Raw genomic sequence first — 14,618 nt, forward strand, 5'->3', positions numbered from 1 at the left:
GGGTATTCAGGTAGGCGGATCGTCCGATTCGTTCACGTCCAGCTGCATCTGCACGCAATCGACCCACGCGCCGTGTTTGTAGCCGATCCGCCGCAACCTGCCGACGTCGTAGAAACCGGCCTTGGTGTGCAGTGCGATGGAGCCCGTACCGGGCACGTCGGCGATCACCGCGACGATCCGTCGGATCGACGTCGATCGCACCGCGTCGAGAAGCCCGTTCATCAACGCGGTTCCATAGCCCTTCCCGGTGTGGTCGGGGCTGAGATAGATGGTGTTCTCCACCGTCCAGGCGTATGCCTGTTTGACGCGATACTGCGCCACGTACGCGAACCCGACCACCGCGCCGGTCTCGTCCGAGGCGACGACAAACGGCATCCGCTGGGCGTTCAGATCCGCACGCTTGGCCTTCCAGTCGGCTGCGGACGGCGAGTCGTAGTCGAACGTGATCACCGTGTTCTCGACGTAGTGGCGGTAGATGTCGGCCACCGCAACACAATCCGGCGCGGTGGCCGGTCGGATCAACACACTCACAGACCGAACTCCGTGCCGGTCTCGCGCTCTGCGAACTCCCACAGCAGGCCGGCTGTCCGGAAGTCGCAGGCCTTCGGGGTGCGCCCGACCAGAACCGGATCGCCGCGCAGGCCGAATCGACCGTCGGGTCCGACATACGCCCCCGAGGGCACATCGGGATTCATCGCGTACAGCGTGACGGCCGCGCCCTGTTCTGGCGTATTGGCGAGCACAGCGCCGGCGGCCTCGATCACCTTGTCCAGAGGTGCGATCCCGGTGACCCCGAGGATGCCGGTGGTGGCCCACCCCGGGTGAGCAATGGCAGTGGTGATCGTCGAACCAGCCTTGCGCAATCGACGATCGAGTTCGAGCGCCCACAACATGTCGGCCAATTTGGACTGGGAGTACGACGTGGGGCGTGTCCACGTGCGGCGCTCGAAATGTGGGTCGTCCAGGTTGATCTCACCGGTCTTGTGCGACGTGGATCCGACGATCACGACGCGCTCGGCGATCTGGGGCAGCAAGAGGTTGGTGAACGCGAACGGTCCGAGGAAGTTGGTTCCGAGCGCCATCTCGAACCCGTCGACGGTGGTCCGCCGCTCCGACGCCATCACGCCCGCATTGTTGACGAGGATGTCGAGCGGTCCGAGACCGTCAGCGCATCGACGAACGGAGGACAGATCGGCGACATCGAGTTCGACGACCTCGGTGCGGGCGCCGCTGGTCTCGTCGGCGATCTGCTCGGCACGCTCCTTGCCGCGATCGAGATCGCGTACCGCCAGCACCACATGGGCCCCGACACGCGCCAGTCCACGCGCGGTTTCCCATCCGATGCCGTTCGTGGCACCGGTGACGACAACACGCTTGCCGTCCATACGTGGCAGGTTGGCCACCGACCAGCGGGTTTTCATGCGGCCTAGCGTAACTGCCCGGTCTCCGGCGACGAGGCTGTTGCCCGGGTTTCGTTCCGGTCCACGACGGTCCCGGCCCGGCGGCCCTTGTTCGCACCCGTAAACTGTTCGTGTGACTGGGCCCTCTGCTGCATTTTTCACGGGACAGCTGTCGGGTTTGGCGCAGATCGCGGCGTCGGACGTGGCCCTGACCGGAGTGGTGGCCCAGCTGGGAGCCCCGGAATTGGAGCTGGTGGGCCCACCCGCCGCCCGGCCGTTCCTGATCTCGGCCATGGCCGCGGCCTCCCCGGATCCCGTGCTCGTCGTCGCGGCGACCGGACGCGAAGCCGATGAGCTCACGGCCCAGCTGCGGGACATGATCGGCAAGAGGGTCAGCAACTTCCCGTCGTGGGAGACGCTGCCGCATGAGCGGTTGTCGCCGTCGGCTGACACGGTCGGCCAGCGGCTGCGAGTGCTGCATCGCCTCCGGCATCCCGAGGACAGCAGCTACGGCCCCCCGCTGAGCGTGGTGGTCACCACCGTGCGTTCGCTGGTGCAACCGATGGCCCCGGGACTCGGCGACCTCGACGCGATCACCCTGCGTGAGGGAGCGGAGGTCGACTTCGATGCATTGATCGAGAAACTGGCCGAACTCGCCTACGCCCGTGTCGACATGGTCGGCAAACGAGGCGAGTTCGCGGTGCGCGGCGGCATTCTGGACGTGTTCCCGACCACCACCGATTACCCGGTGCGCGTGGAGTTCTGGGGCGACGAGATCACCGAGCAGCGTGCCTTCTCGGTTGCCGACCAGCGCAGTCAGCCCGAGGTGGACATGAAGCTCGTCCACATCCATCCGTGCCGGGAACTGCTGCTGACCACCGGGGTCCGGACTCGTGCGGCAGAGCTGGCAGGCGAGATAGCCGGGACCGGCAACGATGTCGAGCGTAGTTCGACCGGTCCGCTGGTGGAGATGCTCACCAAGCTCTCCGACGGGATCGCGACCGAGGGCATGGAAGCGCTGATCCCCGCACTTGTCCCAGGGCAGATGCAACTGCTCACCGAGGTGATGCCGGCGGGCACGCACGTGTTGGTCCTGGATCCCGAGAAGGTTCGTACCCGCGCCTCGGATCTCGCCCGCACCGGCGCCGAGTTCCTCGAGGCGTCGTGGACTGCTGCCGGTGGCGGGGCCGACGCCCCGATCGACCTGGGAGGCATCCTGCACCTGGAGGCCAGCGCATACCGGTCACTCGGTGAGGTCCACACGCAAACCGTCGAGGCCGAACGGCCGTGGTGGACGTTGAGTCCGATGGGAATGGGCACCGAACTCGCGGTCACGCCCGGGCCCGCACCGCGCGGAGACCGCGACGAACTCACGAAAACCTTTGCCTCCCTGCGTCTACACATCGGCGCAGGTAACCGCGCCGCTGTGGTCGCCGCCGGCGCCGGAACAGCCGAGCGCCTGGTGGAACGACTGGGCGAGGCCGAGGTGGCGGCGCGGCTGGCCGAACCCGGCTCCGTTCCCGAGCCCGGCGTGGTGTCGGTGCTGCGAGGCGCGCTGACCTCGGGACTGGTGCTGCCCGATGCGGGCCTGGTGGTCGCCACCGAAGCCGACCTCACCGGTGCGCGGGTGACCGGCGCCCAGGACGGGCGACGACTTCCGGCCAAGCGCCGCAACCAGGTCGACCCACTGGCATTGAACGCCGGCGACATGGTGGTGCACGATCAGCACGGCATCGGCAAGTTCGTCGAGATGATCGAGCGAACGATCGGCGGCGCGCGCCGCGAATACCTGGTCATCGAATACGCACCGAGCAAGCGTGGTCATCCCGGCGACAGACTGTTCGTCCCGATGGACTCGCTCGATCAGCTGTCGCGGTACGTCGGCGGTGAGGCGCCCTCGCTCTCGAAGCTCGGTGGGTCGGACTGGCAGAACACCAAACGCAAGGCGCGCAAAGCTGTTCGCGAGATCGCCGGCGAACTGGTGCAGCTGTATGCCGCCCGGCACGCCGCGCCCGGATACGCGTTTGCACCCGACACCCCGTGGCAGCGGGAGATGGAAGACGCCTTCGGGTTCACCGAGACCATCGATCAGCTCACCGTGATCGGCGAGGTCAAAGGCGACATGGAGCGGCCCGTCCCGATGGACCGTGTGGTGGTCGGTGACGTGGGCTACGGCAAGACCGAGATCGCGGTCCGCGCGGCGTTCAAGGCCGTGCAGAGTGGCAAGCAGGTTGCGGTGCTGGTGCCCACAACCATTCTCGCGCAACAACATCTGCAGACGTTCACCGAACGCATGTCCGGGTTCCCGGTCACGGTGGCCGGCTTGTCGCGTTTCACCGACACCCGCGAATCGCGCAAGGTCACCGACGGACTGGCCGATGGCAGCATCGACATCGTGGTCGGCACCCACCGATTGCTGGCCTCCGGTGTGCGGTGGAAGGACCTCGGCCTGGTCGTGGTCGACGAAGAACAGCGCTTCGGCGTCGAGCACAAGGAACACATCAAGGCGCTGCGTACCCACGTGGACGTGCTGACCATGTCGGCCACGCCGATTCCGCGAACGCTGGAGATGTCGATGGCCGGTATCCGCGAGATGTCGACCATCCTGACCCCGCCCGAGGAACGGCACCCGGTTCTCACGTATGTCGGTGCCTATCAAGCGAAGCAGGTTGCGGCCGCGATCCGGCGTGAGTTGCTGCGTGATGGTCAGGTGTTCTACGTGCACAACCGGGTGAGCACCATCGACAAGACCGCGGCGTCCATCAAGGAGATGGTGCCTGAGGCGAGGGTCGTGGTGGCACACGGCCAGATGGGCGAGGACCTTCTCGAGCGCACGGTCACGGGTTTCTGGGACCGCGAATACGACGTCCTGGTGTGTACCACCATCATCGAGACCGGTCTCGACATCTCGAATGCGAACACCCTCATCGTCGACCGCGCGGAAGTGCTCGGACTGTCGCAGCTGCACCAGTTGCGTGGCCGCGTCGGTCGCAGCCGCGAACGCGGTTACGCGTATTTCCTGTACAACGGCGACAAGCCGCTCACCGAGACTGCCTACGAGCGGTTGTCGACCATCGCGCAGAACAACGAATTGGGCGCCGGCATGGCCGTCGCCCTCAAGGACCTCGAATTGCGTGGCGCCGGAAACGTTTTGGGTGCCGAACAGTCCGGCCACGTCGCGGGGGTCGGGTTCGACCTCTACGTGCGACTCGTCGGCGAGGCGGTGGAGGCCTACCGTGCGGCCGCGGACGGCCGGCCGATCGCGACCGAGGAAGACCGCGAGGTGCGAATCGATCTGCCGGTGGATGCGCACATCCCGGTCGATTACGTCGATTCGGACCGGTTGCGCCTGGAGGCATACCGCAAGTTCGCCGCCGCGGACTCGGCCGAGGAGATCGGCGGGGTGGTGGACGAACTGGTCGACCGTTACGGTCCGCTACCCGAAGAGGTCGCACGGCTGGTGTCGGTGGCCAAGTTGCGGATGCTGGCGCGCGAACTCGGGGTCAAAGAGGTGGGTGTGGCCGGCAGCCAGATCAAGATCGCGCCGCTCAAACTCATGGATTCTCAACAGGTCCGACTAAAGCGGATCTACCCGAGCGTGGTCTATCGCGCGACCACCGGCGTGGTCGGCCTGCCCATCCCACGTACCGGCGGCATCGGCAGCGACCGGGTCCGCGACGTCGAGTTGGTGCAGGTGGTCGCAGACCTCCTGCTGGTTGTCGACGGTCGCACCCCGGGCTCGGTCAACATGCGTGCGGCCGTTCCTTCGGCGGCTGGCACGGCAGGTGGCACGTGACCGAACGGCCCAGCGGCTGGGAACTTCTCGCGGCCGTCGAGCTGATGGACCGACTGCGTCGCGACGGCCCGTGGGAGCGGGAGCAGACGCATGAGTCGCTGCGCCGGTACCTCGTCGAAGAGACCTACGAACTGCTCGACGCCATCGATTCCGGCGACCGCGACCACCTGCTCGAGGAATTGGGCGACATCCTGCTGCAGGTGCTCTTCCACGCCCGGATCGCGGCCGACCGGTCCGGTGACCCCTTCGACATCGATGATGTGGCACGAGCTTTCACCACGAAGATCTCGGCTCGCACCCAGGGTGTGCTCAGCGGGAGCGACATCGACCTGCAGACCCAACTCGAGGAATGGGAGACCCGGAAGGCGGCGGAGAAGGCCAGGGGATCGGTACTCGACGGCATCGCCACCGGTCAGCCGGCCCTGGCGTTGGCGCAGAAGGTACTCGAACGTCTTGCCGCTGCCGGTTTTCCGGACGACCTCGTTCCCGACGCAGTACGTTCTGTCCGGGTGGTTGCCGACGGGCCGAGTGTCGAGGACGCCCTGCGCGCAGCGGTTCTGCAGTTCATGGCCGACATCCGCGTTGCCGAGGCCGCAGGGCCCGGGCCGAGAACACCGGAGTTCTGGCGCACCAACCTCCCCCGATAGCCCGATTTTGGTGGGTTAGGGTGAGCCCGACCTGCGGATTCACTCGCCCGAACCCACCATTTCCGGAGGGGCTGGGTTATTCGAAGAGGCTCTGACCCCAGTATTCGCCCTCGTTGACCCCGGGTGGGCAGGCGAACAGTGCACTGCCGGTGTGCATCAGATACTCCATCATCGCGTCCTTGGTGGAGAGCGCACGCTGCATGGGGACGAACTGCTTGTGCGCGTCGCGGCAGTAGGCGATGAAGAACAGACCGGCGTCGAGGTGTCCGAAACCGTCTGAACCGTCGGTGAAGTTGTAGCCGCGGCGCAGGATCCGCACGCCGTCCAGGTTGTTCGGATGTGCCAGGCGCACATGGGCATTGCGGGCGATGAGCGGTCCGGTGCCGTCGCCGATAGCGAAGTCGGGTTCGTCGAACTCGTCTACTTTGCCCAGAGGGGCGCCGTTGCCTTTGAAGCGTCCGACGATCTGTTCCTGTTCCAGGAGCATCGCCCGGTCCCACGGTTCGATGTCCATCCGGATGCGCCGGGCCACCAGGTACGACCCGCCGGTCATCCACTGTGCGCCGGCGGGGTTGTCGCTCTCGGCCACCCAGACGTGCTCGTCGAGCGCCTTGGTGTCGGTGGCCTTGATGTTGGCTGTTCCGTCCTTGAAACCGAACATGTTCCGCGGTGTCGCCTGCGATGTGGTGGTCGACGACGTGCGACCGAACCCGAGCTGCGACCACCGCACACTGACCACGCCGAACCCCATCCTCGCCAGGTTCCGGATTGCGTGTACCGCCACCTGTGGATCGTTCGAGCAGGCCTGCACTGCGATGTCGCCGAAGCTGCGAGTGCGCTCGATGGCATCGGCGACAAAGGGTGGGAGGTCAACCAGCGCAGCGGGTTTGCGGTCGGCGATGCCGAAGCGGTCCACCCCGGCGGGATTGGACGCGCTCGGTCCGAACAGTCCGGGCCCGAAGCCGATGGTGAGCGTCAACGATGCAGCGGACAGGCCGATGGCCTCGCCGGTGTCGGCCGGGGGTGTGTAGTCGCCCATGTCGAGTGCACCGCCTTCGACGGTGTCGAGACCTCGGGTCATCCGCTCGGCCGCGGTGGTCCAGCGCCGCAGCATGTCCACGAGCTCTTCTCGGGAGTCGGTGATCACGTCGAACGAGGCGAAGTGCAGGCGGTCCTGGGCCTCGGTGATGATGCCGGCCTGCCGTTCGCCGTAGAACGGGACGATGTGGGCGTTGGCGTCGGCCTGCGATTCGGCTGCGGTGGACCGTCCCACCGCAGCGCCGCCGACGGCCGCAGCTGCGACCGCACCCACGCCGGCAGCACCCAGCACCACCCGGCGGGTCACGCCGGAATGGTGTCGGGGCTGCTCGGACGGGGTGTCGGCCGGCTTGTCGGCGGCCCGCTTGTCGTCGGGTCCGTCCACTACTGACCCATCACAAGCCCCGGAACCAGGCTCAGGCTCTGCGACAGCGCATCGATCTGGTCGGAGAACGCCTTGCGCGCTTCTTCGGGCACTTGGTCGTACGACTTGTATCCGTCACCTTCGCGGTACTGCTCCACGGACTGCCGGACGGTGGCGAACTGTGCCGTGATCTTGTCCATCAGTTCGGGATTCTTGGCGGCGATGATGGGCTGCATCGCAGCGATCAACGTCTCGGAACCATCGACGTTGGCTGCGAAATCCCACAGGTCGGTATGGCTGTAACGATCTTCCTCGCCCCCGACCTTCGTGGCCGCGACCTCATCGATGAGCGCTTGCGGACCCTTGACGAAAGAGCCTGTCTCGAAGGTGAAGTCGGGCTTGTCGACCTCGGTCTTGAGCTCGTTCACGTTTGCCAGCAGTTCGTCCGCGGCCTTGTCTGCCTCGGTCTTGTTGTCTGTCTTCTGGGCGTTGTCGAAGTCGGCCTGGGTCACATCGCCGGGGTTCTCGCCCACATCGGACTGCTGCGGCGGCCACAGGAAACGCTCGAGACGGTGGAAACCGGTGAACGGCTGGGCGCCGTCTTCGGTGTCATCCCACCGCATGTCGATTGCGGGGTCGAGGTCGGGGAACGACTCGGCAACCGGCTCGATCCGCTCGAAGAATGTGCGGGTGAGGCCGAACTGCGCCTTCGCGGCCTCCAGGTCACCGGACTTCACGGCCTCGACGAAGGTGGCGGTCTGCGCGGCGAATCCGTTGACCTGCCCGCGCACGTAGTCGAGGTAGCTGGCCTTGGCCTGTTCGACGTCGGCCGGGGCCTTGGCCTTTTCCTTCGTCTCCCCGGTGACCTCGAGTTGCTTGCGGATACCGGTGCCCACCATGCCCGGTTTGCATGCCGTCTCGTACGTGCCGGGTTCGACGATCTCGACCGTCAGCTTTCCGGTCAGACCGGGACCGATGTTCTCGACCTCGCCGAGCACCCGATTGTTGTTGCCGTACACGTAGAACTCGGTGATCTTGTTGCCGTTGTTCGTCACGTTGAACGACACGTCGCCGGTCTGGGCGTCGGTGGCCGCGAGGTCGCAGCTCTCATCGGTGGAGGTCACCGCGATGTCACCTTCGGACGGCTCCGACTTGTCGGTGCATGCCGCGAGGAACACGGGGCCGGCGACAGCCGCGCACATGAGTGCAACGACTTTCGTGGCTCGGGTGGGATTCTTCAAGGGGGTGCTGCCTTTCTTGGGTGGCGCGAGGAGGCCGGGCGTCGATCAGACGGTGGCCGAGGTGGGGGTCGGTGCCGGGGGAGTGGCGGGATCCTTGCGCCTTGTCGGCCACAGGAACGCGGTCATGACGATGACGAGGTAGGCCGCCCAGCCGACCACCTGGAGCACGGTGGGATCGGGCCGGAAGTTGAAGATGCCGGCCAGAACCGTGCCGTACCAGGACGTCTGGTCGTAGTGGTCGGTGATGTCGAAGGCGATGTTCGACAATCCCGGGATCCAGTTGACGGTTTGCAGTGCACGGATCGCATAGGCGAGCATCCCGGCGGCCACGAACACCAGGAACGCGCCGGTGTAGGTGAAGAACTTCTGGAAGTTGATCCGGACGGTGCCCTGGTACAGGAGGACGGTCAGCGCCACCGCCCCGACCACGCCGATGATCAGGCCGATCAGGGGCCAGTTGCTTCCCGATGTGTTCTCCGCGTACCCGACCATCAGGAGGGCGGTCTCGACGCCCTCGCGACCGACGGCCAGGAACGACAGCAGGACAACCGCGCCGGCCCCCACTTCGAGGGCCCGGGTCATCGACTGCCTGAGTTCACCGGAGATCGACGCCGCGGCCTTCTTCATCCACAGCACCATGAACGTCACGATGACCACTGCGGCCAGTGACGTCACTCCCGCGATCGCTTCAGCGGTGAGTCCGGTGAGGGTGGAGGTGCCGTAGTGGATGGCCGCGAAGATGATCAGCACCATGGCGACCGCGGCGCCCACCCCGAGCCACACCCATTTCAGGGCGTCGCGGCGGTCGGACTTCACGAGGAACGCGACGAGGATCATCACGACGATCCCGGCTTCGAGGCCCTCACGTAGACCGATCAGCCCACTGCCGAACAGCTGTGTCCCCACCGATGGTGCCGAGCCGGTGTCAGCCAGGTTCACGGTGCGGACTCCTCGTGCGTCAGATTAGGGTCGCGTTGCCTAATTCGGCGATCGTACAGCCAGATTGCAGGAACTCCGAGCGGCTCCCGAGAGTTGGTTGGCTGGGTGTCCATGCGCGTTACCTGCGAATACGGACATATCGGGCATAGTGGCCGGGGCGGGTGCCGGGGCATCGGCGATTCGTTGCCCTGTCGCCGGAGATGTGTCGGGCACAGTGGGTGAGTGACCGGTGAGCGGTTGACGAGGACGGAAGTGAGGATGACGGTGGTGCCTTCGCGGCGGCGAGGATTCCGAATCGGTGTGCGGTCGACTGCCGGACGGACAGTGGCTGTCACGGCCATCGCCTCGGCGATGTTCCTGACCGCGGGCTGCCTCGATCTGCCGTCGAAATCGAAGGTCGCCATCCCGGAGGGCATCCCGCCCAATCCGGGTGCGCCCGTTCCCTACATCGACATTAACACCCCTGGACGCACGGCAGAACTGCTGCGCGACTGGGCGACTCCCATCTCCGAGCAGACCCGGATCCCGTTGGTGGCACTGGAGGCGTACGGCAATGCCGCGGAGATCCAGCGCCAGCAACACCCCGAGTGCGGCATCACCTGGACCACTCTCGCCGGGATCGCCGGGGTCGAGAGCAAACACGGGCGCTATCGCGGAGCCGACATCGCCGCGAACGGGGACGTGTCCCCGGAGATCCGTGGTGTTCCTCTCGACGGGACGCAGGGCAACGCGACCATCAACGACACCGACGGCGGCGTGCTCGACGGAGACGACCAGCTCGACCGCGCGATGGGGCCTTTCCAGTTCATCCCCACCACGTGGGAACGCTTCGGGGTCGACGCCAACGGTGATGGGCGTGCCGACATGGACAACATCGACGACGCCGCGCTGTCTGCGGCGCGCTACCTCTGCGTGTCCGGCGGCGACATGACCACGCCCGAGGGTTGGGAGAACGCGGTCAAGGTCTACAACAACTCGATGCAGTACGTACTCGATGTCCGCGACCACGCCAACGCCTATTCGGTCAACGTCGCCTACTGATTCCCCGCCGTCTCGATTTCCAACCCTCCCGGTCGGTGAGTCAAGTCGGTATGGCGAGGGGTTGGGCACTAGTCTTTGTAGCGATACTCGCCGCACCCGCGATGGTGCGTGCGCTGAACGTGGAGTGACATCCCAACTCGAAGGAGATATGCCGTGGCCAGCATCGATCAGGTCGGAGCGCGCGAGATTCTCGACTCGCGGGGCAATCCCACAGTCGAGGTGGAGGTGGTACTGGACGACGGCACCTTCACCCGCGCTGCGGTGCCTTCCGGCGCATCGACCGGTGAGCACGAGGCAGTCGAGCTGCGCGACGGCGGCGACCGCTACGGCGGCAAGGGTGTCACCAAAGCGGTCGAGGCCGTCCTCGGGGAGATCGCTCCCGCTGTGATCGGCATCGAGGCAGACGATCAGCGTCTCGTCGACCAGGCGCTGCTGGACCTGGACGGCACGCCGGACAAGTCGCGACTGGGCGCCAACGCGTTGCTCGGAGTGTCGCTTGCCGTGGCCAAGGGCGCCGCCGAGTCTGCCGGTCTGCCGCTGTTCCGCTACCTCGGCGGACCGAACGCCCACATCCTCCCCGTGCCGATGATGAACATCCTCAACGGCGGCGCACACGCCGACACCGGCGTCGATGTTCAGGAATTCATGGTCGCGCCTATCGGTGCAGCGACGTTCAAGGAGTCGCTGCGCTGGGGCGCCGAGGTGTACCACTCCCTCAAGTCCGTGCTCAAGGCCAAGGGCCTTGCCACCGGGCTGGGCGACGAGGGCGGCTTCGCCCCCGACGTGGCCGGAACCCGCGCGGCTCTGGAGCTCATCAGCGAGGCCATCGGCAATACGGGCCTCAAGCTCGGCACCGATGTGGCTCTGGCCCTGGACGTGGCGGCCACCGAGTTCCACACCGAGGGAACGGGTTACGCCTTCGAGGGCAAGACCCACACTGCTGCCGAGATGGCCGACTTTTATGCGGCACTGATCACCGAGTTCCCGATGGTCTCCATCGAGGACCCCCTGTCCGAGGATGACTGGGACGGCTGGGTCGCCCTCACCGAATCGATCGGCGACAAGGTCCAGTTGGTCGGCGACGACCTCTTCGTCACCAACCCCGAGCGCCTCGAAGACGGCATCAACCGCGGCGCGGCCAACGCACTGCTGGTGAAGGTGAACCAGATCGGCACCCTGACCGAGACCCTCGACGCTGTCGCGCTGGCACACAACAACGGCTACAAGTCGATGATGAGCCACCGTTCCGGCGAGACCGAGGACACCACCATCGCGGATCTGGCAGTGGCGTGCAGCTGTGGCCAGATCAAGACCGGCGCTCCCGCCCGCAGCGAGCGCGTCGCGAAATACAACCAGCTGCTCCGCATCGAAGAAGGCCTCGGCGACGCCGCCCGGTACGCCGGTGACCTCGCCTTCCCGCGGTTCTCCTTCGAAGGCTGATCGGTACAAAACGGGTTGATGGATCGATGATGATGGCCGAGAGACGAAACCGGAGGCGGGGCGGCTCCGATGCACCCCGCGGGAACCGGAGACGGACCTCGGCCGACGTGAAGCACGGGCCGTCGCGCTCCGGGTCACGAGCTGCGCCCAGTCCTGGGCCCGCCCGTTCCCGGAGCGCGAATAGGCAATCCGCGGCATCGTCGACGGCATTCCCTCGTACCGCGTCGGCACTCTCCTCGCGTTGGGAGAACATCAACCCGAAGCGGGCAGTGGTACTCGCGGCGGTTCTGAGTCTTCTGGCGCTGACCTTGGCGGTGCCCATGCGGACGTATTTCTCGCAGCAGACCGAGTTCGACGAACTCCGCGCCAGCAACGCTCAGCTGCAGGTGCAGGTGCAGGAGTACGAAGAGAAGGTGGCCGAGCAGAACGACCCGGCCTACATCGAAGCGCAAGCCCGCGAGCGTTTGCAGTTCGTGATGCCGGGGGAGAAGCCGCTGCTGATGCAGTACCCGGTTCCTCCGGAGAAGACAGACGAAGAACGTGAAGCCGAGCGGGTGGCGGCCAACCCTTGGTACACGAGCCTGTACAACTCGATCTCGGGTGCCGAAAATTGATGGCCGAGTCCGAACAGGGGCCAGAAGCGGATTCGGCTGTCTCGCAGGAGGATCTGGGCGCCGTTGCCGAGCAGCTCGGCCGCGTGCCGCGCGGGGTGCTGGAGATCAGCTACCGCACCCCCGACGGCCGGCCCGCCGTGGTCAAGACGGCGCCGCGACTGCCCGACGGCACGCCGTTCCCCACGCTGTACTACCTCACCGACCCGCGGCTCACAGCCGAGGCCAGCCGTCAGGAGTCGGCCGGGGTGATGCGTGACATGACCACGCGTCTCGCCGAGGATCCGGAGTTGGCCGAGCACTACCGGCGAGCGCACGAGTCCTATCTCGCCGAGCGTGATGCCATCGAACCGCTCGGCACAGACTTCACCGGCGGCGGGATGCCGCAGCGCGTCAAATGCCTGCACGTCCTCATCGCGCACTCGCTCGCGAAGGGTCCGGGGGTGAACCCTCTCGGCGACGAGGCGGTCTCCCTTGCCGCAGACGCCGGCCTGCGAGGCACCGCAGTACCGGCGGATTGGCCGCGGACGCCGGCAGGGGACACCCCGGGATGACCCAGGTTGTCGCCGCGGTCGACTGCGGCACCAATTCCATCCGCCTGCTGGTGGCGCGCGGCGGCGATGGCGGTCTCGTGGACCTCTACCGCGAGATGCGTGTTGTCCGTCTGGGCCAAGGGGTCGACGCGACGGGCTCATTCGCCGCCGAAGCCATCGAGCGCACGCGGCAGGCTCTGGCCGAGTACGTGGATGTGATGAAGGCGCATGGCGTGAGCGCTGTGCGGATGGTCGCCACCTCGGCCACGCGTGACGCGGCGAACCGGGATGACTTCTTCGCGATGACCCGGGAACTGCTCGGCGAGGTGGTTCCGGGCGGTGTGGCCGAGGTGATCACGGGCGACGAGGAAGCCCGATTGTCGTTCGCAGGGGCTGTGGGCGATCTCGATCCGGCACAGGGTCCATTTGTTGTCGTCGACCTCGGTGGCGGTTCCACCGAGGTGGTCGTCGGCGACGAGCAGGGAGTGCATGCCGCGTACTCGGCGAACGTCGGTTGCGTGCGGTTGACCGAACGGTGCCTGCACAGCGACCCGCCCACGAAATCCGAGATCGACGAGGCCCAGAAGGTCATCAAAGAGCTTCTGGCAGAAGCGTTTACGCACGTATCGGTGGCCGGTGCGCGCACCTTCGTCGGTGTCGCGGGCACGATGACCACCCTTGCCGCCCTGGCTTCGGGTTTGCCCGAGTACAACCCGGAGATCATCCATCTGTCCCGAGTGGGCTTCGACGACCTCGCCCGTGTCTGCTGGGATCTGATCGGGATGCCGCGCGCCGAGCGGGCCGCTCTGGGGCCGATGCACGAGGGCCGGGTCGACGTCATCGGTGGCGGGTCACTGGTGACACTGGAACTGGCCCGGGTGATCGCCGAACAGAGCCCGATCCGGGAGATGGTCGTCTCCGAGCACGACATCCTCGACGGAATCGCGTTGTCGCTCCTCGCTAAGAGCTGACCTGTTCACCGGCGGGTCGCCGGAGCGAGATGTTGTTGCACGCCTCGCAGACACTCTCGGGGATGACGCCGCGGCGTTGCAGGAAGCCGAAGATGGTGCATCCGAGGCAGAATCCGAGCGCCGATTCGAGCAGGGCTGCGACGATGAGAATGCCGGTGACGATCTGCGCGGCAAGCCCGAGTCCGAGAAGCGACAGGATCAACGCCGCGCCGCTGACGACAAGCCCGATGGTCTGGGCGAATCGTTTGGGTGGCCCGGGGACCAGCTTTGTCCTCTTGATCAGATACGGCACGATCACCCGCACGGACAACTGACCGAACGGTGACAGAGTCGGGCCGGACGCGACACGTAAGGCGAACCCGATCGCCAACAGCGCGTAGACGACGGGGTTGTTCACCGCGACGGCGACGACGGCCAGGACCACGACCAGCCCAGCGGTGGATCGGGCAGCGTAGTCATTGACCGGATTGGGAAAAGTCAGCACAGAGAACAGGCTACGGACCCATCACCCGATCGCCCACCATTGGACTCACCCCGCCCGAAACCCCGAATTGGTGGGTTCTGGTGGGCGTGACCTGGTCAGACGCCCGCCCGAAC

Annotated in this window: 13 protein-coding genes; 7 read left to right on the forward strand and 6 right to left on the reverse strand. The window is 66.2% G+C overall.

Annotated elements, in window-relative coordinates:
* Positions 1 to 6 precede the first annotated feature (6 nt).
* A complete protein-coding gene (locus ACVWY6_RS12055; protein WP_116915877.1) occupies positions 7 to 531 on the reverse strand; it encodes a GNAT family N-acetyltransferase in 525 nt (174 codons plus the stop codon).
* Entirely contained in the window at positions 528 to 1,421 is an 894-nt protein-coding gene (locus ACVWY6_RS12060; RefSeq protein WP_317713103.1) for an oxidoreductase, read from the reverse strand. Before ACVWY6_RS12060 ends, ACVWY6_RS12055 begins: the two co-directional genes overlap by 4 nt.
* 181 nt (positions 1,422 to 1,602) lie before the next feature.
* Between ACVWY6_RS12060 and mfd the strand changes: the two genes are divergently transcribed.
* Together mfd and ACVWY6_RS12070 are read left to right on the forward strand one after the other, a co-directional pair.
* Positions 1,603 to 5,196, forward strand: coding sequence for a transcription-repair coupling factor (gene mfd / locus ACVWY6_RS12065; RefSeq protein WP_457538602.1), 3,594 nt, complete (start codon positions 1,603 to 1,605; stop codon positions 5,194 to 5,196).
* Positions 5,193 to 5,843 carry a MazG family protein gene (locus tag ACVWY6_RS12070; RefSeq protein WP_457538242.1) on the forward strand — a complete coding sequence of 217 codons (651 nt, stop codon included), beginning with the start codon at positions 5,193 to 5,195 and terminating at the stop codon, positions 5,841 to 5,843. Before mfd ends, ACVWY6_RS12070 begins: the two co-directional genes overlap by 4 nt.
* Positions 5,844 to 5,919: 76 nt before the next feature.
* Here ACVWY6_RS12070 and efeB read toward each other — a convergent pair whose 3' ends face one another.
* The 3 genes from efeB to efeU form a co-directional block, all read right to left on the reverse strand.
* Positions 5,920 to 7,266 carry an iron uptake transporter deferrochelatase/peroxidase subunit gene (gene efeB / locus ACVWY6_RS12075; protein ID WP_457538243.1) on the reverse strand — a complete coding sequence of 449 codons (1,347 nt, stop codon included), beginning with the start codon at positions 7,264 to 7,266 and terminating at the stop codon, positions 5,920 to 5,922.
* Positions 7,266 to 8,447, reverse strand: a complete 1,182-nt coding sequence (efeO, locus tag ACVWY6_RS12080) for an iron uptake system protein EfeO (RefSeq protein WP_023962951.1) — start codon at positions 8,445 to 8,447, stop codon at positions 7,266 to 7,268. The genes efeB and efeO overlap by 1 nt, the downstream gene beginning before the upstream one ends.
* 84 nt (positions 8,448 to 8,531) lie before the next feature.
* Positions 8,532 to 9,425 carry an iron uptake transporter permease EfeU gene (gene efeU, locus ACVWY6_RS12085; protein ID WP_116915874.1) on the reverse strand — a complete coding sequence of 298 codons (894 nt, stop codon included), beginning with the start codon at positions 9,423 to 9,425 and terminating at the stop codon, positions 8,532 to 8,534.
* Between the two features lie 351 nt (positions 9,426 to 9,776).
* Between efeU and ACVWY6_RS12090 the strand changes: the two genes are divergently transcribed.
* The 5 genes from ACVWY6_RS12090 (at position 9,777) to ACVWY6_RS12110 (ending at position 14,021) form a co-directional block, all read left to right on the forward strand.
* Entirely contained in the window at positions 9,777 to 10,466 is a 690-nt protein-coding gene (locus tag ACVWY6_RS12090) for a lytic transglycosylase domain-containing protein (RefSeq protein WP_235189686.1), read from the forward strand.
* Positions 10,467 to 10,619: 153 nt separating this feature from the next.
* Positions 10,620 to 11,906 (forward strand): phosphopyruvate hydratase, encoded by a 1,287-nt coding sequence (eno, locus tag ACVWY6_RS12095; protein ID WP_457538245.1) that lies wholly within the window; start codon positions 10,620 to 10,622, stop codon positions 11,904 to 11,906.
* A gap of 107 nt (positions 11,907 to 12,013) precedes the next feature.
* Positions 12,014 to 12,520: an FtsB family cell division protein gene (locus tag ACVWY6_RS12100; RefSeq protein WP_457538247.1), complete on the forward strand. Its 507-nt coding sequence runs from the start codon at positions 12,014 to 12,016 to the stop codon at positions 12,518 to 12,520.
* Complete coding sequence (locus tag ACVWY6_RS12105) at positions 12,520 to 13,071, forward strand: DUF501 domain-containing protein (protein WP_457538249.1); 552 nt, start codon at positions 12,520 to 12,522, stop codon at positions 13,069 to 13,071. The genes ACVWY6_RS12100 and ACVWY6_RS12105 overlap by 1 nt, the downstream gene beginning before the upstream one ends.
* The gene (locus ACVWY6_RS12110; RefSeq protein WP_457538251.1) at positions 13,068 to 14,021 is read left to right on the forward strand and encodes a Ppx/GppA phosphatase family protein; all 954 of its coding nucleotides are present in this window, start codon (positions 13,068 to 13,070) and stop codon (positions 14,019 to 14,021) included. Before ACVWY6_RS12105 ends, ACVWY6_RS12110 begins: the two co-directional genes overlap by 4 nt.
* On the opposite strand, the gene ACVWY6_RS12115 is transcribed toward ACVWY6_RS12110, so the two are convergent.
* Positions 14,011 to 14,505: a DUF4395 domain-containing protein gene (locus ACVWY6_RS12115; RefSeq protein ID WP_457538253.1), complete on the reverse strand. Its 495-nt coding sequence runs from the start codon at positions 14,503 to 14,505 to the stop codon at positions 14,011 to 14,013. The genes ACVWY6_RS12110 and ACVWY6_RS12115 overlap by 11 nt on opposite strands.
* Positions 14,506 to 14,618 lie beyond the last annotated feature (113 nt).

The organism is Williamsia sp. R60 (genome assembly GCF_054063855.1).